The sequence below is a fragment of the Streptomyces sp. MMG1121 genome (genome assembly GCF_001280015.1).
Classification (GTDB): Bacteria; Actinomycetota; Actinomycetes; order Streptomycetales; family Streptomycetaceae; genus Streptomyces.
Genome location: NZ_LGDV01000251.1, coordinates 191,585 through 216,582, shown reverse-complemented (window position 1 = coordinate 216,582; position 24,998 = coordinate 191,585). Strand labels below are relative to the sequence as shown.

The 24,998-nt window shown below is 72.4% G+C and carries 16 protein-coding genes and 1 pseudogene; 14 read left to right on the top strand and 3 right to left on the bottom strand.

The features are described 5' to 3' along the window. Positions 1-274 precede the first annotated feature (274 nt). On the top strand, positions 275-1,144 hold the full coding sequence (locus ADK64_RS39450) for a hypothetical protein (RefSeq protein WP_053666920.1): 870 nt from the start codon (positions 275-277) through the stop codon (positions 1,142-1,144). A 174-nt stretch (positions 1,145-1,318) separates the two neighbouring features. Here the strand turns inward: ADK64_RS39450 and ADK64_RS39445 are convergent, their stop codons facing one another. After that, complete coding sequence (locus ADK64_RS39445) at positions 1,319-1,501, bottom strand: hypothetical protein (RefSeq protein WP_053667172.1); 183 nt, start codon at positions 1,499-1,501, stop codon at positions 1,319-1,321. Positions 1,502-1,894: 393 nt separating this feature from the next. Here ADK64_RS39445 and ADK64_RS39440 point away from each other — a divergent pair, with 393 nt between their 5' ends. Continuing rightward, positions 1,895-4,777 carry a DEAD/DEAH box helicase gene (locus ADK64_RS39440; protein ID WP_053666919.1) on the top strand — a complete coding sequence of 961 codons (2,883 nt, stop codon included), beginning with the start codon at positions 1,895-1,897 and terminating at the stop codon, positions 4,775-4,777. After that, entirely contained in the window at positions 4,774-6,060 is a 1,287-nt protein-coding gene (locus tag ADK64_RS39435) for an SWF or SNF family helicase (protein ID WP_053666918.1), read from the top strand. The genes ADK64_RS39440 and ADK64_RS39435 overlap by 4 nt, the downstream gene beginning before the upstream one ends. 302 nt (positions 6,061-6,362) lie before the next feature. Here ADK64_RS39435 and xylA read toward each other — a convergent pair whose 3' ends face one another. Beyond that, positions 6,363-7,529: a xylose isomerase gene (xylA, locus tag ADK64_RS39430; RefSeq protein WP_053666917.1), complete on the bottom strand. Its 1,167-nt coding sequence runs from the start codon at positions 7,527-7,529 to the stop codon at positions 6,363-6,365. A gap of 122 nt (positions 7,530-7,651) precedes the next feature. Here xylA and xylB point away from each other — a divergent pair, with 122 nt between their 5' ends. From xylB to adh, 7 genes are all read left to right on the top strand, one after another. Next, positions 7,652-9,106, top strand: a complete 1,455-nt coding sequence (gene xylB, locus ADK64_RS39425) for a xylulokinase (protein ID WP_053666916.1) — start codon at positions 7,652-7,654, stop codon at positions 9,104-9,106. A 34-nt stretch (positions 9,107-9,140) separates the two neighbouring features. After that, entirely contained in the window at positions 9,141-10,349 is a 1,209-nt protein-coding gene (locus tag ADK64_RS39420; RefSeq protein ID WP_053666915.1) for an ROK family transcriptional regulator, read from the top strand. A gap of 239 nt (positions 10,350-10,588) precedes the next feature. Further along, positions 10,589-12,073, top strand: coding sequence for an APC family permease (locus ADK64_RS39415; RefSeq protein ID WP_053666914.1), 1,485 nt, complete (start codon positions 10,589-10,591; stop codon positions 12,071-12,073). Between the two features lie 98 nt (positions 12,074-12,171). After that, complete coding sequence (locus ADK64_RS39410) at positions 12,172-13,185, top strand: acetamidase/formamidase family protein (RefSeq protein ID WP_053666913.1); 1,014 nt, start codon at positions 12,172-12,174, stop codon at positions 13,183-13,185. 63 nt (positions 13,186-13,248) lie between these two features. Beyond that, complete coding sequence (locus tag ADK64_RS39405; RefSeq protein WP_234384906.1) at positions 13,249-13,935, top strand: N-acetylmuramoyl-L-alanine amidase; 687 nt, start codon at positions 13,249-13,251, stop codon at positions 13,933-13,935. Between the two features lie 143 nt (positions 13,936-14,078). Continuing rightward, entirely contained in the window at positions 14,079-15,389 is a 1,311-nt protein-coding gene (locus ADK64_RS39400; protein WP_053666912.1) for a GAF domain-containing protein, read from the top strand. A 56-nt stretch (positions 15,390-15,445) separates the two neighbouring features. Then, entirely contained in the window at positions 15,446-16,969 is a 1,524-nt protein-coding gene (gene adh, locus ADK64_RS39395; protein WP_053666911.1) for an aldehyde dehydrogenase, read from the top strand. A gap of 1,218 nt (positions 16,970-18,187) precedes the next feature. Here adh and ADK64_RS39385 read toward each other — a convergent pair. After that, positions 18,188-20,539, bottom strand: a complete 2,352-nt coding sequence (locus tag ADK64_RS39385; protein WP_053666909.1) for a tetratricopeptide repeat protein — start codon at positions 20,537-20,539, stop codon at positions 18,188-18,190. A gap of 1,231 nt (positions 20,540-21,770) precedes the next feature. Here ADK64_RS39385 and ADK64_RS39380 point away from each other — a divergent pair. From ADK64_RS39380 to ADK64_RS44455, 4 genes and pseudogenes are all read left to right on the top strand, one after another. Continuing rightward, entirely contained in the window at positions 21,771-22,340 is a 570-nt protein-coding gene (locus tag ADK64_RS39380; RefSeq protein WP_159046459.1) for a hypothetical protein, read from the top strand. 93 nt (positions 22,341-22,433) lie between these two features. Continuing rightward, positions 22,434-23,369: a hypothetical protein gene (locus tag ADK64_RS39375; protein WP_053666907.1), complete on the top strand. Its 936-nt coding sequence runs from the start codon at positions 22,434-22,436 to the stop codon at positions 23,367-23,369. 359 nt (positions 23,370-23,728) lie between these two features. After that, the gene (locus tag ADK64_RS39370) at positions 23,729-24,346 is read left to right on the top strand and encodes a DedA family protein (RefSeq protein ID WP_053667164.1); all 618 of its coding nucleotides are present in this window, start codon (positions 23,729-23,731) and stop codon (positions 24,344-24,346) included. A gap of 198 nt (positions 24,347-24,544) precedes the next feature. Continuing rightward, positions 24,545-24,928 (top strand): annotated as a pseudogene (locus ADK64_RS44455) (amidohydrolase family protein); the annotation flags it as partial. Positions 24,929-24,998 lie beyond the last annotated feature (70 nt).

Genomic DNA, 24,998 nt, shown 5'->3' with positions numbered 1-24,998 from the left:
AACTCTACGGTGAGTGACGGAATATGAGCGATGGGCGACGAACCGATCAAGGGCGCGAGAGAGGCGTGCACACAATGTGTTCGAGGCGGCGATCGAGCAGGCCAGCGCCTTCCTCGGGCTGCCCACGGGCCACGGAACGCCGCTCGTCCATCGTGGTCGTTTCGCCCCCGTCCAGGCGGAAACCTGCAGCTCCGCGTGGTGTGCGGAGTCGTGACAAGGGCCTTCCGCTCGCACTAGGGTGCGCCCGGTTGGACGAACCACTGGGGAGGCAGGGATGGCCGGAACGGACGATGAGGCCGTCACCACCGCGGACGAGGCGCTGTACGTGCTGACAGCGGTGCTGCTGACGCCGGCACAGTTTCCGAGCGTTCTGGGCGACGACTATCCGGAAGCGTGCGCGGCGATGGGACTGGCGCCCCGCGCCGACGGGTACGGCCTGGTGCTGGGCCAGGACGGTGCCGGTGCCCGCTGGACGGTCGTCATCGACGACGTCTCGCTGGTCGCCGTGGCAATCGCCTCCTGGGACTGCGGCATGGAGTACGAGCTGTCACCGGACGAGCGCGCCGTCGTGGCCGCGCTGCCGGGCTGGCCTCTGGCGGTCGCCGTCGCGGCCCCCGACGTCCCCGCACCGCACGACCCCGCCCCCGAGGTGACGGACGGGCCCGCGCTGAGCCCTCCGGACACCAGCACCTGGGGGCCGGCCCAGCGCCGTCTGGGCGCCGACGAGATCGCTCTGCAGTGGGCGGCCTGGCGGGAACAGATCAACGACGAGGAGTTCTCCGCGCGGGGCGAGTCGGCGAAGGCCACAGGACCCTCGCCGCAGGGCGGGGAGACCGAGAAGACCGCGTCGGGGAGCGGGGATACGCCGCACGCCGGCCACCGCGGTGTCCGGCGGGTGCTCGCGGAGGCGCGCGCCTACGTCGACTCGCCGCCACCGCTCGGCCGGGTGCGCTCGTCGTTTGCCCCGGGTGACGCCCGTACCTTGCGCGCCGACGGCCCCGGCTGGTCGATGGTGGCCCGCACCGACGACATCGCGTTCGTGCTGCTGGACGAGGAGCCCGGCGAGGTCCTGCCGGTGGGCCGGGGCCCCGAGCTGCCGGGCCTGTTGGAGGCGCTCGACAAGATAGCCGTCCGGCCCATCTGAGGCCCGCCGCCTCTCCACCCTCCACCCCGCACCGGCCGCCCGTGCCAGCCCCGGGGAGCCGCGCCGTGGTGACGGCGCGGCCCCCGAGGACCTGCAGAGTCCCTGCGGGCTCCTACGCGAGCGTCTCCGGCCGCCCGGCTCCCGGGCGAGCCTCGTCGGCCGTCCCTCGTCGCCTCAGCGGCCGAGTTCCTTGCGCGTGACCCTGCGGAGCCTGCGCCGCTGCGAGGGGTCCAGCGTCAGATACGCGGCCACCGGGACCCCGACCACGATCAGGAAAGCCACCCACCAGGGCAGCCATATCAGCAGGATCAACCCGACCGCCACACCTCCTGCGGCGATCTTCGCATTCTTGGACATGAGCGTCGCCTCCTTCGCGGCCACTGCCGCTCTCTGCTCAGAAAACGGCCCCGCGCTCCCCGCGGTTCCGGACCCCGACCCTGAGACATCCCCGAGGACCGCCCCCTAATGGTCCCGCTCGGGCTCTGCTCGCAGTATCGCTCCGTTACGAGTCCGTTGTCGGCGGGCCGCACGTTGCAATTTCACCCGTCCATGTCGGGCACCCCCTCGACCGGCCGCAGCTCCGGGCAGCCGAAGCCGCCCCGCTGCCCGTGCACCATGCACGAGGGCCACCGGTCGAACAGGTTGTGAAGTGGTCCGGATCACGACGCTGCCGCATCGGGGCCGCCCTCGGCGTGCTGTACCCTCGGCCACTCCGCTCTAGTAGTCAAGTTTGAGGAGTGCGGCAGAGCTGTGCTGACCATCCCCACGGCACCACCCTCCGAGCTGTCCCCACTGGCCCGATGCTGCGTCGGGTTCCTGCCGTCCGATCCGGCCCGCGCAGGCCGGATCGCCCTCTGGCGCTGGGACGGTGAGGCCCCTCCCGCCGTCGCCGACGGCTCCGCAACGGAGCTGGACCTCGTGCTGCCCGCAGCGGACGGCGGCGTGGAACAGGTCCGTACGCCCGCGCTCCTGCTGCCTGTACGCAGCGCCCTGCCGCTGCTCACGCGCACGCGTGCGCTGCCGGAATGGCGCCAATCGGCCTGCTTCTGGGGCGCTGCCTGCGAACTGGCCCTGCACTTCCTCGCGCGCGGGCTGCTGCTGCCGGGGCTCTCCCCGGCCGACCACGACGCCTGGCGGGTGGGCCCGCTGTCCGCGGGGGACACGGAGCTGGTCCGCGAACTCGCCGCCGCCATGCCCCCGGAGGCCCACGCGGTGCCGCTCACGGGCACGGAGCCTCCCCGGCTGCCCGATCCGGAGCGGCTGCTGCGTGCGTTCCTGGACGCGCTCGCCGACGTACTCCCGCGCTCTCCCGCGGCGCCTTGGGTGACCGGCGGCCCCACGTACGCGGCGCCCGAGCCGACGCCCTTGCCCGAACTGCGCGCGTGGGCGGACGACGTCGCCGCCGGCCACGACGCGGGCGTACGGCTGTCGCTGCGTGTGGAGGTCTCCGGTCTCGAGGCCGCCACGGAGCAGGACAGCGGCATCGCCCAATTCCGTGCGGTACTGCAAGTGCACGGTCCGAACGGGGCGGCGGACGTCATGGGCGCCGCCGACCTGTGGGCCGACGCCGGACATGCGCACGAGACATTCGGCGCACGCGCGCGTGGCGACGTGCTGCTGGCGCTGCGCCGCGCGGCCCGCGCCTGGCCGTCGTTGACGCCTCTGCTCGCCGCCGCCGTACCGGATGCCGTGGACCTCGCCGACGACGAGATCGCCGAACTCCTGGGCGAGGGCGCTCAGGCGCTGGCCGCGGCGGGCGTCGACGTGCACTGGCCGAAGGAACTGTCGCACGGCCTCACCCTGCACGCGACCGTCGGCCCGCCGGACGCCGGCACGGCTGCCCCAGGAGATGCCTCCGCTCCCTCGGCGTTCCTCTCGGCGAACGGCACGGTCGCGTTCTCCTGGGGTTTCGCGCTGGACGGGCGGGAGTTGTCCCGGTCGGAGCTGGACCGGCTCGCGGAGGCCAAGCGTCCCCTGGTACGGCTGCACGACGGGTGGGCCCTGGTCGACCCACGGCAGGCGGACCGCGCCCGGACCCGGCAGGACCGCTCCGTAGCTCCCGTGGAGGCGCTGGCCGCCGCTCTGACGGGCTCGGCGGAGGTGGACGGCCGGCAGGTCGGCGTGCGTTCGACGGGTTGGCTGGAAAGGCTGCGGGAGCGGCTCACGGACACCGAGCCGACGCCGGTCGTCGGGCCGCCGCCGGACCTGGCCGCCACGCTGCGGGACTACCAACTGCGCGGTCTCGACTGGCTGGTCCGCATGACCTCCCTCGGTCTGGGCTGCTGTCTGGCCGACGACATGGGACTCGGCAAGACGATCACGCTGATCGCACTGCATCTGCACCGGCAGACGGAAGCCTCGGCGGCCGGCCCCACGCTCGTCGTCTGCCCCGCCTCTCTGCTGGGCAACTGGCAGCGCGAGATCGAGCGGTTCGCTCCCGGTGTGCCGGTGCGCAGGTTCCACGGGGCCGGCCGTGCTCTCGGCTCCGTCGCGGCCGGGGAGTTCGTGCTGACCACATACGGCACGATGCGCCAGGACACGGAGCGGCTCGCCGGGGTGCCCTGGGGCCTGGTCGTGGCCGACGAGGCGCAGCATGTGAAGAACCCCTACTCGGCGACCGCGCGGGCGCTGCGCTCCATCGGCGCACGCGCACGCGTGGCGCTCACCGGCACTCCGGTGGAGAACAACCTCGCGGAACTGTGGGCGATCCTCGACTGGACGACACCCGGCCTGCTCGGCCGCCTCGGCGCCTTCCGCGCGCGATACGCGCAGCCCGTCGAGGGCGGCCTCGACCCGGCCGCCGCGGGGCGGCTCGCGAAGCTCGTGCGGCCGTTCCTGCTGCGGCGTCGCAAGTCCGACCCGGGCATCGCCCCCGAGCTGCCACCCAAGACCGAAAGCGACCACCCGGTGGCCCTCACGCCGGAACAGGCGGGACTGTACGAGGCGTTGGTCCGCGAGACGCTGGACCGGATCGCCGCAGCCGACGCCATGGCCCGCCGGGGTCTGATCGTGCAGTTGCTGACCGGCCTGAAGCAGATCTGCAACCACCCGGCGCAGTTCCTCAAGGAGGACGACGAGGCCGACGTTCCACGGCTCGCGGGACGCTCGGGAAAGCTGGAGCTGCTGGACGAACTCCTCGGCACGATCCTCGCGCAGGGTTCGGGCGTCCTCGTCTTCACGCAGTATGTGCGCATGGCCCGCCTGCTCGGACGACATCTGGCGGCCCGCGGCGTGCCCACGCTGCTGCTGCACGGCGGGACCCCGGTCACCGCGCGCGAGGCGCTGGTACGGCGCTTCCAGGACGGTGAAGCACCCGTGTTCCTGCTGTCCTTGAAGGCCGCCGGGACGGGCCTGAACCTCACCCGCGCCGAGCACGTCGTGCACTACGACCGCTGGTGGAATCCGGCGGTCGAGGCACAGGCCACCGACCGCGCGTACCGCATCGGGCAGACCCGCCCGGTGCAGGTGCACCGACTGATCGCCGAAGGCACCCTGGAGGACCGCATCGCGGACATGCTCGGCCGCAAACAGCAGTTGGCGGACGCGGTGCTCACCACCGGCGAGACCGCACTGACGGAGCTGACCGACGCGGAACTGGCCGCACTGGTGGAACTGCGCGGGGAGGCGCGATGAACCGCTACGACGACGAGCGCACGGGCGCGTCCGCGCGCACGTTCGCCGCGCAACCGCCCGCGCGCGGGCGGGGATTTGCGCAGAGTTGGTGGGGGCGCGCATGGCTGCGGGCCCTGGAGGACGCGGCCCTGGACGACGCGGCGGTCAAGGCGGGGCGCCGGCTCGCGCGCGCGGGTGGCGTGGGCGCGATGACCGTACGGCCGGGCCGGGTCACCGCCGTCGTACGGGAGCCCTCTGGCGCGGCCCATCGGGCCGATGTCCTGGTGCCGGAGCTGTCCGAGGAGGAGTGGGCGCGGTTCCTGGACGTGGCCGTGGAGCAGGCCGGACACATGGCTGCGCTGCTCGACCGGGAGCTTCCGCCGCACCTGGTCGAGGACGCCGCGGTGAGCGGGATCGAGCTGCTCCCCGGCCTCGGCGATCTGGAGCCCGCGTGCGACTGCGGGACGTGGGACCACTGCGGGCACACCGCCGCCCTGTGCCACCAGGTGGCGCGACTGCTGGACGAAGATCCGTTTCTGCTTCTGCTGCTGCGGGGGCGGGAGAGGGCTGTGTTTCTGACGGAACTGCAGGTGCGCGGTACCGCGCCCCGGGCGGAACTCGCCGCGCCCGAGCCGGAGGGCGTGGACGCGACCGAGGCGTGGGCGGCCGGGGACATCCTGCCCCCGCTGCCCGAGTTGCCCGGGCTTCCGTCTGCACCCGGCGCTCCACCGTCTCTCGACACCGGGACGGCACCGGCGCCCGGGGTCGATCCGGTGGCGCTGGAGCACCTGGCGGGCCGCACGGCCGTTGAGGCGTACCGGCTACTGGCAGAGGTGCTCCGCGGCGACGCACGGGACGGCACCACGGCGACGGCCGCGCAGGACGCCGTACGCCTTGCCTGCGAAGCCCCTGCCGACGGCATCACCGAGCGGCTCGCCGACGGATCGGGGCGCGGTCGCGAAGGCTTGACGGCCGCTGTCCGGGCCTGGCACGCCGGGGGTGCGGCGGCCTTGGTCGTCCTGGACGAGGAGTGGTCGGTGGAGGGCGTGGCGCTTGCACGCGCGCGTGGGGCGCTGGAAGCGGCCTGGGAGGCGGACGAGGAGCCGTCGTTCCACCGGAGCGGCAACCGGTGGACCGTGCCCGCCGAAGGGGTACAGCTGCGTCTGGACGGCGACGGCCGCTGGTGGCCGTACCGCGACGAGAGCGGCCGCTGGATCCCGGCAGGCGGGCCGGACGACGACCCGGCAACCGCTCTGGCCGTGGCACGGCTCGGCCCGAAGGCAGAGTCCGGCAGGGAATTCTGACTGACCGCAATCGCCGCCGCTGGCCCTGGCCGCCGCCCTGGTGGCTGCCAGGACGGCCGTTTGCGGCGCCGTCCGGCGAGGCCCGTGTGTCCGTACAGCGACGCTCGGCGAGGTCCCGCTCGGGGCGTTCGGCAACGCGCCACTGCCCGGAAGCGTGACCGACGACCGCGAGGTGAGGCTGGGTGGCATCGGCAGACATCTGCCCGGCGGGCCGCAAGGGGAGCAAAGGACGGGGCGCGTTCCGGTCGCTCTCCCCGGCCTTTCCTCATCCCCTGGTCAGTACACGCGCGCGTGGGGCGCGTTCAGCCACGCGTCCCGAGCAGGTGGTCCATCGCCAGCTGGTCGAGCCGCTCGAAGGCCATGCCGCGAGCGGCCGCCGCCTCCACGTCGAAGTCCTCGAAGGCCGCGCGGTCGGCGAGCAGGGCCTGAAGGCCGTCTGCCGCGGTCGGCTGTGCCAGCTCGTCCAGGCGCGAGGCTCGCAGCGCCTCCTGGACCTCCGGGTCGGCCCGGAAGGCGGCCGAACGCTCCTTCAGGATGAGGTAGTTGCGCATGCAGCCGGCCGCCGACGCCCACACGCCGTCGAGGTCCTCGGTCCGCGGCGGCTTGAAGTCGAAGTGCCGCGGCCCCGCGTAGCCGGCGCTCTCCAACAGGTCGACCAGCCAGAACGCCGCCCGCAGATCGCCGGCGCCGAACCGCAGGTCCTGGTCGTACTTGATGCCGGACTGGCCGTTGAGGTCGATGTGGAACAGCTTGCCCGCCCACAGGGCCTGTGCGATGCCGTGCGGGAAGTTCAGGCCGGCCATCTGCTCGTGCCCGACCTCCGGGTTGACGCCGTACAGTTCGGGACGCTCCAGGCGTTCGATGAAGGCCAGCGCGTGCCCGACGGTGGGCAGCAGGATGTCGCCGCGGGGCTCGTTCGGCTTGGGCTCGATGGCGAAGCGGATCTCGTACCCCTGGGCGGTGACGTACTCACCGAGGAGGTCGAACGCCTCCTTCATGCGGTCCAGGGCCGCGCGCACGTCCTTGGCGGCGCCGGACTCGGCGCCCTCGCGCCCGCCCCAGGCGACGTAGGTCCCGGCGCCCAGTTCGACGGCGAGGTCGATGTTGCGGATGGTCTTGCGCAGCGCGTAGCGCCGCACGTCGCGGTCGTTGGCGGTGAACGCGCCGTCCTTGAAGACGGGGTGCGTGAAGAGGTTCGTCGTGGCCATCGGGACGGCCATGCCGGTCGCGTCGAGGGCCTGGCGGAATCGCTTGATGTGTGACTCGCGCTCGGTGTCCGAGGCGCCGAAGGGGATCAGGTCGTCGTCGTGGAAGGTCACCCCGTGGGCACCCAGCTCGGCCAGGCGCTGGACCGTCTCGACCGGGTCGAGGGCGCGGCGGGTCGCGTCGCCGAACGGGTCCCTTCCCTGCCAGCCGACGGTCCACAGGCCGAAGGTGAACCTGTCCTCGGGGGTGGGCTGGTAGCTCATGCCGCGGCTCCCTTGCTGCGTTACGACTATTTCGTCATGGCCGTTTACAAATTAGTATGCGCACGCACCTCTGGGAAGAGACAAGATGCAGATACCGCAGAGCCGCGGAAGAGGAGAGCCCGATGTCAGCAGCCGAGGGTCCACTCGTCGTCGGCGTGGACACATCCACGCAGTCCACGAAGGCGCTGGTCGTCGACGCGTCGACCGGGCAGGTGGTGGCGAGCGGCCAGGCGCCGCACACCGTGTCCTCGGGCGCGGGCCGGGAGAGTGATCCGCGTCAGTGGTGGGACGCCCTGTGTGCGGCGTTGCGCCAGTGCGGTGACGCGGCGCACGAGGCGGCGGCCGTGTCGATCGGCGGACAGCAGCACGGCCTGGTCACCCTCGGCGAACGGGGTGAGCCGGTGCGTCCCGCGCTGCTGTGGAACGACGTCCGCTCGGCACCACAGGCCCGCCGGCTGGTGGAGGAGCTGGGCGGCCCGAAGGCCTGGGCGGAGCGCACCGGCAGCGTGCCCGGCGCGTCGTTCACCGTCACGAAGTGGGCGTGGCTGGCCGAGCACGAGCCGGAGGCGGTCCGCGCGACAAGGGCGGTACGGCTCCCCCACGACTACCTCACCGAGCGGCTGACGGGGGACGGCACGACCGACCGCGGCGATGCCTCGGGCACCGGCTGGTGGGCGTCCGGGACGGAAACGTACGACGCGGAGACCCTCGCGCACGTCGGTCTGGATCCGGCACTGCTGCCCCGGGTGGTGCGGCCGGGCGAGGTGGCCGGCACCGTGCGCGACAGCCACGACCTGCCGTTCTCCAAGGGCACGCTGGTCGCCCCGGGCAGCGGCGACAACGCGGCGGCAGCGCTGGGCCTCGGTCTGCGGCCGGGCACCCCGGTGCTCAGCCTCGGCACGTCCGGCACGGTGTACGCCGTCTCGCGGCGCCGCCCGGCCGATCCGACCGGGACGGTGGCGGGCTTCGCCGACGCGCACGGGGACTGGCTGCCGCTGGCCTGCACCCTGAACTGCACGCTCGCCGTGGATCGCGTCGCGGCGCTGCTGGGCCGGGACCGCGAGGCGGTGGAGCCGGGCGGCTCCCTGACCCTTCTGCCGTATCTGGACGGCGAGCGCACCCCGAACCTGCCGCACGCCTCCGGGCTGCTGCACGGGCTGCGCCATGACACGACCGGGGGGCAGGTGCTCCAGGCCGCCTACGACGGCGCCGTGCACGCGCTGCTGGGCGCCCTCGACCTGGTCCTGGACGAGGACGCGGACCGCAGCACCCCACTCCTGCTGATCGGCGGCGGTGCCCGGGGGAGGGCCTGGCAGGAGACGGTACGGCGGCTGTCGGGGCGGCCGGTCCAGGTGCCCGAGGCCCGGGAGCTGGTCGCCCTCGGGGCCGCCGCACAGGCTGCTGGGCTGCTCACCGGCGAGGATCCGGCCGCGGTGGCGCGCCGCTGGAACACGGCCGCGGGCCCGGTGCTGGACGCGGTGGAGCGGGACGGGGCGAGGATGGAGCGGATCACCGGGGTACTCTCCGACGCGGCCCCACTGCTGGAGCGGGGGACGGACAGCAGGCCGCACGCGTGAAGCCGGGCGGCGGAGACCGAGGATTGACGCAGGCATGACCGCACCGCTGCACGAGGCCCGCCCACCCGGCGCCGGCCGCGCCCTGCCGGACACCCAGCAGGGCATGCGCCGGCGCAACCTGGCCCGCGTGATGCACGCCGTCAGCGCCGAGGGTTCGCTGTCGCGGGCCGCGGTCGCCTCGCGCATCGGGCTGACCCGGGCGGCCGTGTCGACGCTGGTGGACGAGCTGATCCGCTGGGGACTGCTGGAGGAGCTGGGCCCGGAGCGGCCGGGCCGGGTGGGCCGGCCCGGGTCCGCCCTCGCGGTGAGCGGCCGTGGTCCGGCGGGGATCGGGGCCGAGATCGGCGTCGACCACCTCGCGGTGTGCGCGGTCGACCTGCGCGGCACCGTCCGCGCCCGGGCCGTGCGGCGCGGGGCGAATCGGGGCCGGGCTCCCGAGGTGGTGGCACAGGAGCTGACGAAGCTGGTGCGCCGGGTCGTCACGGAGGCGGAGCGGGCCGAACTGTGGCCCGCGGGGCTCGCGGTCGCCGTCCCCGGGCTCGTGGCACGGGACGGCCGTACGGTCGTCCGCGCACCGAACCTCGACTGGCACGACACCGATGTCGGCGCCCTGCTGCCCGGCGAGTGGCCGCTGACCGTGGGCAACGAGGCCAACTACGGCGCTCTCGCCGAGTTGTGGCTCGGCGACGGCACCCCGCGTGACTTCCTGCATGTGTCGGCGGAGATCGGCATCGGTGCCGCGGTCGTCGTGGACGGCGCTCTGCTGCGCGGTACCCAGGGCTTCGCGGGCGAGCTGGGCCATGTGCCCGTACGGCCGGACGGGCCGCCCTGCCCGTGCGGCGGCCGCGGCTGCCTCGAGCAGTACGCGGGCGAGGACGCGGTGCTGCGCGCGGCGGGGCTGGAGCCGCGCGAGGACAGGGTGGGTCTGCTCGCGGAGCGCGCCGAGGAGGGCGACGAGCGCGTACGGGCGGCGCTGCGGGACGCCGGCACGGCGCTCGGCATCGCGCTGACCGGGGCGGTGAACCTGCTCGACCCCGAGTCGGTGGTCCTGGGCGGCGCCCTGGCCGACCTCTCTCCCTGGCTGCTGCCGCCCCTGGAGACCGAGCTGACGGGCCGTACGGCGGGCCCGCCCTGCCCGGTGTCCGTGTCCCGCCTGGGTCCGCAGGGCCCCCTGCTGGGTGCGGCGCACTCGGTCGTCCGGTCCGTACTGGACGATCCGGCGGTGGTGGCGGACCGTTCCTGACGGTACCGGCAGGCTCCCGGCGGGCCTTGAGTCACCCGATCGGGTGGCCGAGTTTTCCACAGGCGGCGGATCGTCCACGGAACCGCGGCACACCCTTCTGCCCAACCCTCCCGCGCCGTACCGTGATTGCACGCGAGGCACTGCCGACGGGCCGTCATGGACCGTGGAGTGCCCTGCGAGATGACGGCACTTCACACACGTCGGGTGGCAGCGGACTGACAGGCATCGGGGGGACGGGCATGCGCGGGGAGACGACCGGAGAGCTGCGGCGCGACGCCATCGGGTTGCGCGAGGTGCTGTTCCAGAGCGTCACGGCGATGGCGCCGGCCGCCGCGGTGGCCGCGTCGATTCCGTCCGGCGCCGCCTTCGCGGGCGGCAGCCTGCCGCTGGCGGTGCTGATCGCGCTGGTGGCCTGCCTGTTCACGGCGTCGTGCGTGGCCGAGCTGGCCCGGGAGTTACCGGCGGCGGGCTCGGTGGCCACGTATGCGGCACGGGGGCTGCACCCGGCCGTCGGCTTCCTCGTCGGCTGGGGTTACGTCTTCGTGGAGATGCTGATCCCGCCCCTGCTGCTGTTGCAACTGGGTTTCACCGCGGCCGGCACACTGCACCAGGAATGGTCCGCGTATCCGGCCGACCTGTGGTGGCCCTGGTCCCTGGCGGGTACCGCCGTGATAGCCGTCGCCGGTTACCTCGGCGTGCGTGCGTCGGCCCGCCTCGGTTCCGTCCTCGGCGTCTTCGAGATCCTTGTCTTCCTGGTCTTCGCGGTCCTGCTCATCGGCGAGGCGGGCAGCGCCAACACCCTTACGGTGTTCGGAACTTCGCACACCGCCGACGGTCACGCCGGGTTCAGCGGCGTGTTCGCCGGTTCCGTCTACACGGTGCTGGCGTTCGCCGGGTTCGAGGCGGCGGCACCGCTCGCCGAGGAGACGCGCGAGCCCCGGCGGACCATGCACCGCGCGGTGCTCGGAGCGGCCCTGGGGATCGGCCTCTTCTACGTGATCACGACCTATGCGATGACCGTGTACATCGGTCCGGACCGTTTCGCGGCGTTCGGCGCGTCGGGCGCGGCGTCATGGGAGGGCGTCACCCGGGCGTCGTTCGGCTTCTTCTGGGTGCTGGTGTTCCTGGCGATCATCAACTCCACGATCGCCAACGCCAACGCGTGCGCCAACGTCTCGACCCGTACGGCCTTCGCCCTGGCCCGCATCCGTGTCCTGCCCGGAGCGCTCGCCACGCTCCACCCTCGGCACCGCTCCCCCGTGGCCGGTATCGCGGTGCAGAGCGTCGTGGCGATCGGGGCGGTGCTGGGACTCGGTTTCGCCTACGACCCCGTGACCGCGTTCCTGCTCCTCGCCACGTTGATCGTCACGGTCGTCGTCGGGGTCTACATCGTCGTGAACCTCGCCTGTGCGGGCTACTTCCTGCGGGCCGGCCGGGCCGCGCTCAAGCCGGTGCGGCATCTGCTGTTCCCGGTACTGGGCATCGCGGCGTTCGTCCCGGCTCTGCTGACGGCCGCCGGCCTGCCGGTGTTCGACTTCGTGACCAAGCTGACGGCCCCGGTGTCCTACGCGGGCCCCGTCGTCGGCGTCTGGATGGCGGCGGGCGTGGTCGTACTGCTCCTGCTGATACGGCGTCATCCCGAGCGGATATCCGAGACCGCGCGGGTGCACCTCGACCCGTACGACCCGGCCGGCCACCGGCAGGACGGAACCGTGCCGGGCTGACCCGTCCGGCCGGGCCGCCGACCAGCCGCGTCCTCCGAAGCCCCCCGTCGGCCCTCGGCTCCCACGACCACCCCCTGCCAGAAGGGACCACCGTCACGATGACCGACCCCCGGATCCTCACCGTGCGCCCGGAACCGGACGAATACGCCTGGACGTTCGGCGGAGCGGCGCCCGTCGCGCGGATCGCGCCCGGCACAGTGCTCGACCTGTTCACGGAGGACTGCTTCGCCGGCCGGGTGCGCTCCGAGAAGGACCTCGTCTCCGAAGTCTGCGAGTTTCCGTTCCTCAATCCGCAGACCGGCCCCTTCCACGTCGAGGGCGCGGAGCCCGGCGACACCGTGGCCGTGCACTTCGTGTCGATCGAACCGGCCCGCGACTGGGCGGCGTCGACGACGGTCCCCCTGTTCGGCGCGCTCACCTCGACGCACACCACGGCCACGCTCCAGCCCCCGCTGCCGGAGCGGGTCTGGATCTGGCAGCTGGACCGTGCGCGGCGCACCACCCTGTTCCAGGCGCGGGACAGTGACATCGAGGTGGAGCTGCCTCTGGACCCGATGCACGGCACGGTGGGCGTGGCCCCCGCCAATCTGGAGGTGCGCTCGGCCCTGGTCCCTGACGCGCACGGCGGGAACATGGACACGCCCGAGATGCGGGCGGGTGTCACCTGCTACCTGGGGGTCAATGTCGAGGGCGCGCTGCTCAGCCTCGGCGACGGGCACGCGCGCCAGGGCGAGGGCGAGACCTGCGGGGTGGCCGTGGAGTGCGCCATGAACACCGTGGTGATCGTGGAGCTCCTCAAGGACGTCGCCACCCCCTGGCCCCGGCTGGAGTCCGACACCCACATCATCTCGACCGGTTCGGCCCGCCCGCTGGAGGACGCGTTCCGGATATCGCAGCTCGACCTGGTGCGGTGGCTGGCGCATGACTACGGGTTCAGTGAGCCGGACGCGTATCAATTCGCAACCCAGGCGGTCGAATCACCGTTGGCCAACGTGTGCGACACGAACTACACGTGCGTGGCGAAGCTCCGCAAGGAGTGGCTGCCCGCGCGGGAGACGTACCGCGGCATGCACGCGCGGCTTCGGGAGACCGCGCGAGCGCTGCGCAGCTGACGCCTGCGACGTCTCCACCCGGCTCCTGCCCCGCACTCCACGACTCCTGAAAGGCACCCGACGATGGACATGGACCCGGCCGGCCCGGCACAACCGGAAGAATCATCACAACCAACACCACCAGCCCGGCCGGCCTCGTCGCGCCTCAGCCGGCGACGGCTCCTGAAGGGCACGGCGCTCGCCGCCGTCCCCTACGTGCTGCTCCCGGATCCGCGCGCCGGCGCGCAGACCGAGGATCCGCGGGCCGGAGCGCAGAACGAGGCCGTGGACTATCCGCCCGCCGAGTGGGAGCCGGCCAGCAGCTCCAACTACACCTCGTCCGACCGGCCCGACAGCTATGCGATCGACCGTGTGATCATCCACGTCACACAGGAGACCTACCCGAATACGCTGGCGATCTTCGCCAACCCGCAGAAGAAGGTGTCCGCGCACTATCTGGTCCGCTCTGCGGACGGGCATATCGCCCAGTGCGTGCACGAGGCCGACATCGCCTGGCACGCGGGCAACTGGGACTACAACACGCGCAGCATCGGCATCGAGCACGAAGGGTGGGTGGACCAGCCCGCCTACTTCACCAACGCCCTCTACGCGCAGTCGGCCAGACTCACCGCGGCGATCTGCGACAAGTACGGCCTCCCCAAGGACCGGGAGCACATCATCGGCCACTACCAGGTGCCGGGCACCGACCACACCGATCCGGGGCCGAGCTGGGACTGGGTCCGCTACATCCGCCTGGTCAACTTCGCCTAGCGACCGGCGGCAGGACCCGCCGGCCCCCAGGGGCCACCGCCGGAACCGGTCGAACCGATGCCGAAGAGGTTGTCCGCACCACCACGGCGAGTGACGATGGTCGCTGCCGCATCACTGCTCTTTCACCGTCCGGGGAGGCTGAATTGACCGATCCGTGGGTGGCCCTGGAGCCGGGGGCCGACCCCGCCGAGCGAGTCCGTGCGCTGCGCCGGGCGCACGAGACGTTCACCACCGTGGGTACGGTGCCGCGACCGGTGCGGTCGGTGGTGGCGGAGTCGTGGCGGCGCAGCGCCCGGGCCGGTGTCGGGCCGGACGGCACCGCCAGCGTGGAGCTGACCGACGGCGACCTCGGTGCCTACCGTGCGCAGCACCCGCTGGCCAGGGTGATGCCCCTGTTCCGGGAACTGATGGGCACTTTCGCCGCCGACGGCGAGCATCTGCTGGCGGTGTGCGACGCGCACGGCAGGCTGCTGTGGGTCGAGGGGCATCGGGCGACCCGGCGCCGGGCGGACGGGATGAACTTCGTGCCGGGAGCACGCTGGTCGGAGACCGCGGTCGGCACCAACGCGCCGGGCACCGCGGTCGCCGTGGGCCGGCCGGTGCAGGTGTTCGCCGCAGAGCACTTCATACGGCGGGTCCAGCCGTGGACCTGCGCGGCGGCGCCGGTCCACGATCCGCGCACCGGCCGGGTGCTGGGCGCCGTGGACATCACCGGCGGTGACGGGCTGGCGCATCCGCACAGCCTCGGGTTCGTGCAGGCGGTGGCGCGGGCCGCGGAGACGCAGCTCGCGCTGCTGGTGCCGCCGCCGCGGAGCCCCGGGGACACGGCGTTGCTCAGCGCGCTGGGCCGGGACGAGGCCGAACTCGTCCTGGACGGCCGCCGCACACGGCTCAGCCGTCGGCACAGCGAGATAGTCATGCTGCTGGCCCGGCATCCGGAGGGGCTGAGCGGTGACGAGCTGCTGTGCGCGCTGTACGCGGACGAGTCGGTGACCCCGGTGACCCTGCGTGCCGAACTCGCGCGGCTGCGCAGGCTGTCGGGCCCGGGCCTGCTCGCCTCGCGGCCGTACCGGCTCACGGCCGCGGTCGAGTCGGACGTCACCGTCGTCGAACGGCGGCTGGAGGCGGGGGCGCTCACGGCGGCGGCGGAGGCGTACACCGGCCCACTGCTTCCGGGTTCGCAGGCGCCGGCGATCGTACGGCTGCGGGAGCGGCTCGCCGACGGGCTGCGCGCGGCGCTGATCGCACACCGTGATCCGGACCTGCTGGCGGACTGGGCGCACGCACCTTGGGGCGAGGACGACGTGGCGGTGTGGCGGGCGCTCGCCGCGGCGCGGCCCACGGCCCCGGTCCGGGCCCGGCTCGCCGCGCTGGAGGCCGAGCTGACGGCTGCGGTCGGCCGGGGACCGGGGCGGAGCAGCGGTGCAACGTACTTGCAACGTCCGCCCGCCTAGCCTCACGCCGACAGCTGCCCAACGGCGGGCAGCGCTGCACCGGGAGGCAGACCAGGATGACTCGTTACGCGGCGCCGGGCTCCGAGGGCGCGATCGTCTCCTACCAGGCGCGCTACGACCACTTCATCGGCGGGGAGTACGTGCCGCCGGTGCGCGGGCAGTACTTCGACAATCCGTCGCCGGTCAACGGGCAGCCGTTCACCGAGATCGCGCGGGGCACCGCCGAGGACGTCGAGCGGGCGCTGGACGCGGCGCACGAGGCCGCGCCCGCGTGGGGCCGTACGTCGGCGGCGGAGCGCAGCGACATCCTGCTGAAGATCGCCGACCGTATGGCGGCCCATCTGGAGCCGCTCGCGGTGGCCGAGAGCTGGGAGAACGGCAAGCCGGTCCGGGAGACGCTGGCGGCCGACATCCCGCTGGCGATCGACCACTTCCGTTACTTCGCGGGGGCGATCCGGGCGCAGGAGGGGTCGCTCGGCGAGATCGACGAGGACACGGTGGCGTACCACTTCCACGAGCCACTCGGGGTCGTCGCGCAGATCATCCCGTGGAACTTCCCGATCCTGATGGCCACCTGGAAGCTCGCGCCGGCGCTGGCCGCGGGCAATGCGGTCGTCCTCAAGCCCGCCGAGCAGACCCCGGCCTCCATCCACTACTGGGTCAGCCTGATCGCGGACCTGCTGCCGCCGGGCGTGCTGAACATCGTCAACGGTTTCGGCGTCGAGGCGGGCAAGCCGCTGGCCTCCAGTCCGCGGGTGGCGAAGGTGGCGTTCACCGGGGAGACCACGACGGGGCGGCTGATCATGCAGTACGCCTCCGAGAACATCAAGCCCGTCACCCTCGAACTCGGCGGCAAGTCCCCGAACATCTTCTTCGACGACGTGTGGGCACACGACGACGACTTCCGCGACAAGGCGCTAGAGGGCTTCACCATGTTCGCGCTCAACCAGGGCGAGGTCTGCACCTGCCCGTCCCGGGCGCTGATCCAGCGCGGCCACTACACGGACTTCCTCGAGGCGGCGGTCGCCCGCACCAAGCAGATCAAGCCGGGGCACCCGCTCGACACCGACACGATGATCGGCGCCCAGGCCTCCAACGACCAGCTGGAGAAGATCCTTTCCTACCTGGACATCGGCCGGCAGGAGGGCGCGAAGGTCCTCACGGGTGGCGAGCGCGTCGAGTACGACGGCGAACTGAAGGGCGGTTACTACGTCCAGCCGACCATCTTCGAGGGCGACAACCGCATGCGCATCTTCCAGGAGGAGATCTTCGGGCCGGTCGTCTCGGTGGCCTCCTTCGACGACTTCGACGACGCGATCAAGACCGCGAACGACACGCTGTACGGGCTCGGCGCGGGCGTCTGGACCCGGGACGCCAACACCGCGTACCGCGCGGGCCGCGCGATCCAGGCGGGCCGCGTATGGACCAACTGCTACCACGCCTACCCGGCGCACGCGGCGTTCGGCGGCTACAAGCAGTCCGGGATCGGCCGCGAGACGCACAAGATGATGCTGGAGCACTACCAGCAGACGAAGAACATTCTCACTTCATACAGCCCGAAGAAACTTGGGTTCTTCTAGAGCCACAAGCCGGGTTGTCTGGAGGGAACTTCCCCCCTCCAGACAACCCGGACCAGGGACAATCCGGACCAGTTCGAGCTCTCCGCGGTCCGCAGCCGTAGCGTCCGGGGGTCGGTCGGCACGGGCCCGCAGTGCCCCTTGCCGCCCATGAGCTGGCTCTCCGACAGCGTGTCCCTCGCCGCGCCGCTCGTCATTCACCAGCGACGAAACGGATTCCCCGTCGGGCAGCACGCACCTTCCCCGCTGCACAACTCCCCTTTGTCGTCCGGTCCGGTCGGAATCGAGAAGGTGCAGGCAACCGCGCATTCGTCGGCGCCGACATCGAGGAGTGAGCCGGAATCTCCCATGGGCGCGGGGCTACAGGCGCCTGGGGCGCGAGATGGCTGCTAGCCGCACGCGGTGTCCAGCAACGCGTAGAACGCCTGCGTGACCTTCTGCGCCTTGGTGGTGTCCTCGACCGTCATGGCCGGATGGGAGGCGTACCACATGTCGGCCTCCACGATCTTCGCCGCTGGTCTGCGCGCTTGCCCCCGTTCTGAGCGCGTCCCGGACTCCGCCCGTCGCCAGATTTGTCGGCCCCCGAGTAAGGGTCAAGAGTTGCGGATGGACGTCGCGTCAGGGCGGCGTGGGGGTGGCCGTCCGGCCCGGCTACAGCGCGGGTATTCTTCGTAAATCAGACAGTAACCGGGCGTGTCCCGGCTTCGTTTCCCTGTCGCTGCGAGACGCTTGGCCGGTGAGAACGATCACGTGGCTGCGTTATGCAGTCGTCCCGCCGCTTGCCGCCCTGTCGATCACAGTCGTCGCCCCGTGCGGAACATCGGCAGCGGAGGCCATAGCTCCGACAGTCAGGTCCGTTCCCATCCCCTCGTCCGGCCCGGACGGTAGCCCCTTGAATCCGGTGTTCGGGCTGCTCGGGAGCGCGCCGGTCGTCGGAGGGCTCCTCGGACCGCACCAAGGGTGACGTGCGGAGCAGCCGCATGTGCGAGGGCTTGCTCCATGGACATCGGGGGCACGTGCACCGCCGACCAGCGGCGCCGGCGCCTTGAAGCGGCCGCTCCGTCGGGGCGGCGGGACGGCCGCGGCACGCCTTCGCAACCCACTCGCACGACGAAGCCCCGTCGGAGTCAAGATCCCCGGCGGGGCTTCGCTGTCCCACGCGATCTCACACCGAAGCCCCTGTAGCGCGGGGAGGCGGGCAAGCGCCTCGGCGCCGGCGGCTCACGGAAGATCTGCCTTCAGGGGCAACGTGCCCAGCCGCGCCAGCAGTTCGCGCGCCTGGTCGACCTCGGGTGCTCGCAGTTTCTCGAAGACGGCAAGCGCCCTTCCGAGGTCCGCACGGGCCTGCTGGTGCTCCCCGGTGGCGGACAGGCACCGGGCGATGCCGAACAGCGCCCCGGCTTCGGCATGCAGGTCACCTGAGGCCCTGGCAACCTCCAGTGCTTCCCGGAGTACGTTGAGTGCCTCGTCGTACTGGTGGAGGGTCTCGTGGAATTCGGCGATGTTGTGCAGGGCCAGACCCAGCCCGATCGGGTCGCCGTCCGCACGGTGCATGGCCAGTTTCCGCCGCAGGTAGTCAAGGGCCTCCCGTGGCCGCTTCAGCTCCCACAGGCAGATGGCCACGCTGTTCAACGCCGTGCCTTCCCGCTTGCGGTCGCCGGCGCGCACAGCCGCGTCCAGGGCCTGGAGCGAGCAGTCGAGTCCGGCCTCCAACTCGCCTGACTCGACGAAGACCCGGGACAGGTTGCTCAGAGCGGCCGCCTCACCGCTCACATCGCCGAGCTCGCGCCGTACCTCCAGGGCGACGGTCAGCTGAGGGGCCGCCAGCTCGGGTTTGCCCAGCGCGGCCAGGCACATTCCCAGGTTGTTGCGTACCCACGCCTCCCCGGCCCGATGGTGCGTTGCCAAGGCTGACTCCAGGCCCGCCTCATGAACGCGCAGGCTCTCCTGCCAACGGCAGCGAAGGAAGAGGAACATGGACATCGACGTCGCCAGCCGCCAGGCGAGGTCGCTGCCCGGTACCTTCGCGGCTCGCTCGGCGGCGGCCAGCAGGTTCGCGTACTCCTCGTCGCACCAGGCCATCGCCTCGGCGCTCCCGTCGAACCCCGCGGGAGCGGCGGCCATCGGGGCCGACTCCAGCGGCAACGCGTAACGCGCCGGCATGATCTGCTGGGCCGCGGCGTCGACAGACGCCAGGAACCAGGTCAAGACCCGTTCGGTGGCGACCTGTTCCTCGTCCCGGTCCTGCCGGGCGCGTCCAGCGGCGTAGGCGTGCAGCAGGTCGTGCAGAGCGTAGCGGCCGGAGGTCTGCTGCTGGACCAGATGCTCGTCCTGCAGGTGTTCCAGCAGCAATTCGGCCTCGGCTTCGCCCAGTTCGGCGAGGGCGGCAACCGCCGGCGGGGTGAAGTCCTGCCCCGGGTGCAGCGCCAGCAGCCGGAACAGGCGCTGTGTCCGGGGGTCCAGACCCTCGTAGGACAGGTCGAAGACATGCTGGAGCGACTGCCCTGGTGTGCTGACCGCGTCCACGCCGTGTTTGCGCAGGCGGCTCAGCAGGTACGCCAGGCTCCAGGAAGGGCGGGACCGCAGGCGGGCGGCGGCCAGCGCGACCGCCAGCGGCAGGTAACCGCAGGTCTCGGCGATCGCCGCGGCGGCCTCCGGCTCGGCCGCCACCCGGTCCGCGCCGGCGATCCGGGCGAGCAGCGACATCGCCTCCGCGGGTTCGAACACGTTCAGCTGGGTGACGGCGGCGTCGTCGAGCTCGATCAGGCTGCGGCGGCTGGTGATCAGCACCAGGCAGGACGAGCAGGACGGGATCAGCGGCCGTACCTGTTGCTCGTCGGTGGCGTTGTCCAGGATGATCAACGCGCTCTTGCCCTCGATCCGGTCGCGGAACATCGCGGCGCGCTCGTCCAGGCCTTCGGGGATCTGCTGGGCCGGCACCTCCAGATGCCGCAGGAAGGTATCCAGGACCGCCGCCGGATCGACGGGCTTCGCCTCGGGGTCGAAGCCCCGCAGGTTCACGTACAGCTGCACGTCCTGGTATCGGCCGTCGCGCACCAGCCGGTGAGCGACGTGGACTGCCAGCTGGGTCTTGCCGACCCCGGCCATCCCTTCGATCGCGGAGATCACCACCGTCGCCGCCGCGCCGTCGGCACCGGGTCGGGCAGCCGCTGCGAGCAGCTCGTCCAGCTCCCTTTCACGACCGGTGAACGTCGCCAGATCGGCCGGGAGTTGGCGAAGCACGCCGGTCGGGCCGCCGGTCTTGGCCTGGGCGTGCACTCTGACGCACGCCTTCCGCCAGCGGTCGACCTCCTCCTCGTCCAGCCCCAGGGCCCGAACGATCCCCACCACCAGGTCCAGGTCCAAACGGCGGCGGGAGACTTTGAAGGCGTCCACGACGGTGAACGGTGATACGGCACGCGGCGGGCGCAGCAGCGGTCCGACCCGCTTCGCCAGCGTCCGGTACGAGGGCTGTCCGGCCCAGATCCGTAACTCCCTCAGCAGGCCGATGAATTCGGCGAGATCCGCGGCCTTCCCCGGATCCGGTGCGCTCTTCTGTTGTGGTTTCGGCATTTCCCCCGTCACCTTCACGCTGATGCCTGTCGGTTCGTCTGGAGTGTATGGCGTGTGTGGAACTGTGTGGAGTCGTGCACCCACACCCGGCAGTCGAACGTCCTGAATCTGCCACGGCAACGGCGTCCACTCCTCCAGCGACACCGTGCCGCCCGTTCCTGCCCGGCAGCACGGCCAGGACTGCGCGCTCGCGAACGCCGGCTTCCGCCGATCCGCTTCCGGGAGGACGAGCCCGGCATCATGGCATCCGGACTACGGCGCCTGGCCGTTGCCCCCGCTGCCGTCACCATCGCCGCGGCGGGCCCGGGGGCTGTCACCGCCGGCGTGGCGCCCGGCGGTCAGTCCGGCGGCGGACCGTCGTGCGGGATCCGCGGGGACACACGGTGATCCCGCCATTCCCCGTTGATGTGCGGACAGCGCGGAGCCATGCCGATCGGCTCGAACCCGTTCTTCTTCAGCACGCGTCGCGAAGGGATTCAGCACGCGTCGCGAAGGGATGGTGTCGAGGAGCGTGGTGGCCTCGATGCGGTGCAGGCCGATGACGTCGCGGTCCGTGCGGCAGACGCTCTCCCGCCGCATCGGCCAGCCCCCGGCTCTGCCGGTCGGCGGCCACCCAGTACCCCACGGACGCGCTGCGAAAGGGCCCGTAGAGCAGTCCGGAGAGCGTGATCGTGCCGACGACGGAGCCGTCGCTGTCGAACACCCAGGGCACGACGCGACGTTCCGCGCACTCCCTCGACCGCTCGGCGATGCGCAGGCCGAATCTCCGCACAGCGCACCCGGGCCGCGCCTTTCCGGCCAGGACGAGGTCCGCCCTGGTGCTGGGCCGTCCACACCGACGGGGAACGCGCAGGCGTGCCATGGCCTCGCGTCGGGCGGGTGCGTCACCGGCCTGGCCCGCGGTGAGGACGAAGGCCAGGGGCCGGCAGCGGCCGGCAGCCATGAGCGCGGTCGAGATCATCTCCCGTGTGCCGTCGACGCCCGCATGCGCAGCCGGTCGTAGACGCCCCGCGGCGACCACCCCGCTCGGGTGTCCGGTCCGGGAGTGACGGTTCCATCCGCCTCCCCCAGCGGATCAGTCAACGACACACCCGGACCCATGGCCGACTGATCCGAACGAGGGCTGCCCGGCCGGTCGCGGCCTGGAGATGCGGGCCCGCCGCAGCCACTGCCGGGGCCCACGACGACGTGGCCTCGCGCGGCGAAGCGGCGGCTCCCTTAGGGTGGTGCCGTGCTCGTCCCGCAGCCCGCCCCCCGTACAGCCGGCGCCCGCCGGCGAGTGGTGCGTCCCTCCGTGCTGGTCGCGGTGCTGCTCGGGCTGTTCCTCATGCACGGCGGTCCGGCCGCGGCAGGTGGCGGGTGCCACGGGACCATGCCGGACACGACCGCCATGCGTTCGACGTCGACGGTCTTGGTCGCGGACACGGCCGCCATGCGTTCGACGTCGACGGTCATGGTCGCGGACACGGCCGCCATGCGATCGACGTCCCCGACGACGGCCTCGCACACCGCCGTCATGCCGGCTGCGTCCACTCCGGTCACCGCAGACGGCGTGGCGATCATCCATCCCGCGGATGGCAAAGCGGCCGCCCATCCCACCGAATCCGTGCGAGGCGACCTGTGCCTCGCCACCACCACCCGCTCCGACATCCCGCTCCCCCCGCTCACCGCGCTCGCCTTCGCGCTGACCGCCGTCGTCCTGCTGCGCTGGGCGCGGCGGGCGTACGGCGAGGTCCGGCGGCGGGGACCGCCGGGCGGTGGGCGTGATCTTCTGCTTCAGGTGTGCGTCGCGCGGACGTGACGTGTCCCGCGGGCTCCGGCACAGTGCCGTGGCCCGGCCAGGACCCACGTTCATCCGCGCCTTGTCACGGCGCCCACCTGGAAAGACACACTCATGTCCAAGGCTCTCCGGACGACTCGTCACGCTCTCGTGGCGGCCGTCGCCACCGCCGCGCTCTCCGTCACCCTGACCGCCTGCGGCTCCGGCTCCAGCTCCGGCTCCGGCTCCGGCTCCGGTCACACCTCCCCCATGCCCGGTGCCCCCTCCCCCTCGGCGTCGGCGTCGGCGTCGGCCGGTGACATGGCGGCCATGCCCGGCATGAACACCGCCGACACCGGCAACGGCCTCGCCGCCGCGAAGGGCGGCTATCGGATGACCTCCTCCGCCACCACCCTCGCCGCCGGCAAGGCGACCGGCTACCGCTTCGCCGTCACCGGTCCGGACGGCAAGCCCGTCACCGGCTTCGCCGTCGAGCAGACCCAGCGGATGCACTTCTACGCCGTCCGCTCCGACCTCACCGGTTTCCAGCATGTGCACCCGGCCATGGCCAAGGACGGCACCTGGACCGCGCCGCTGGCCGCGCTGGAGCCGGGCACCTGGCGGCTGTACGCCTCCTTCATCCCGGACAGCGGCTCGGGCAAGGGCAAGGACTTCGTCCTCAGCCGCACCGTGAAGGTGCCCGGCATGGCGATGACCACACCCTTGGCCAAGGCGTCCGGCACCACCACGGTCGACGGCTACACCGTCGCCGTGAAGGGCGCGTTGATGGTCGGCATGGCCCACCAGCTGACCGCCACCGTCACCAAGGACGGCAAGCCGGTCACCGATCTCCAGCCCTACCTGGACACCTACGCCCATCTGACCGCCTTCCACCAGGGCGACCTGGCCTTCGCGCACCTGCACCCGCAGACCGAGGCCGACGGCGACCACGGCGGACCGGCCCTGACCTTCCACGCCGAGTTCGCGCAGTCGGGGAACTGGCGGCTGTTCCTGCAGTTCCGGACGGCAGGACGGCTGCACACGGCGGCGCTCACCCTGCACGTCGACTGACCACTCGGGCGGTATGGATGCGCGGGCGCGCCGCCCGGCGATCCGGCCGTCGGCGCGCCCGCGCGGCGCAGCGCCAAAGCCGCCGTCGCCGCGCACCGGCCGGACCGACCGGTCGATGGCCGAGGACGCCTCGCTGGTCCTGGTGACGGTCCGGTCGGCGAGGTGCCGGGTCGCCGCCTTGCCGTTCCGCGCGTCCTCGACCGGCTTGGTGCTGCGGGCCAGTGGGGTGTCGGCGCCGGCCTCCACAGGCACGGGTTCACCGGCACCGCCCGCGTCCACACGGACGCGGGCGGTTTCGCGCCGGGCGGGCGATGCTGGTGAGCGAGCAGCCCTGCGAGGAGGCCAGGAGGCGCGCCCAGGTGATCGCCGTCAACCCGCTGAACAGCGCCTCGGTGCTGGCCGCCTTCGGTGCGATCGGCGTCCTGGTGGTCATCTTCGCCGAGTCCGGCCTGGTGGTGGTCGGCTTCGTCCTGCCCGGCGACACGCTGCTGTTCCCGGCCGGGGTGCTGTGCGCCGGCAGTGTGCACCAGCCGCCGCGGCTGGAGCTGTGGCAGGTGCTGGTGTGCGCGGCCGTCGGGGCGGTGGCCGGCGGACAGGTCGGGTATCTGATCGGGCGGCACGGCGGACAGGCGCTGCTGGCGCGGACCTCCAACCGGCGGGTGAAGGCGGCCGCCGCGCGGGCCGAGGTGCTGCTCGCGCGGTACGGCTACCGGAAGGCGCTGGTGATCGGCCGGTTCGTGCCCCTGTTGCGGACCGTCCTGCATCCGGTGGCCGGCACGCTCGGGGTGCCCGTGCGGACGTTCACGCTGTGGCAGGCCGTGGGCGGTGTGCTGTGGTCACAGACGCTCGTCCTGGCGGGCTACAGCCTGGGGGCCTCCGTCCCGCACATCGACGACTATCTGCTGCCGCTGGTCGCCGTGGTCGTCGTCGTGTCGATGCTGCCCTTGCTCATCGAGGCGTGGCGGGCCCGACGCTAGCGCTCCGCCGGTTCGGCCGTCGTCGGCCATGGTTCGTCTCCGGCGCCCACGCGGCGGCAGCCGCACACCGGACACAGTCCCGCGCCCCTGCGAAGGCGCTCGCACCCCTGCCCCTCGACAGGTGACCCGCATGCCCACGACCGTCACCAGCACCGGCGGCCCGGCCAGCTCCGTGTCGGTCCCCTCCAGCGGATCCTCGGCACCATCGACAACGGCACCGTCTGGCTGGAGGCCCCCGACTGCCACGGCGAGTCGGCGCACGCCTACTGGCCCGACCCGCAGCGCTACACCCAGGTCGTCACGGCCCTGCACCGCGCCGGCGTGTCCACGGCCACCCACGCGATCGGGGACGCGGCGGTACGCCATGTGCTCGACTCCGTCGAGAAGGCGCGGACGGACGGTCCAGGCGGCGTGCCGGCGGCTGTACGCCATCGGGTCGAGCACGGCGAGACCGTGCCCGACGACACCGTACGACGGTTCGCGCCGCTCGGTGTCGCCGCGTCCATGCAGCCCACGCACTGCTGCGAGTTCACCCGCGCGGACCACAGCGGATCCGCCCGTCCTGCGCGGCGAGCGCGGTGTGCCGGGGGGACGCTGCCCGTACCGGGGGTCCAGCAGCCGGGCGGAGTGCGGGACGAGGTCGGCGGAGACG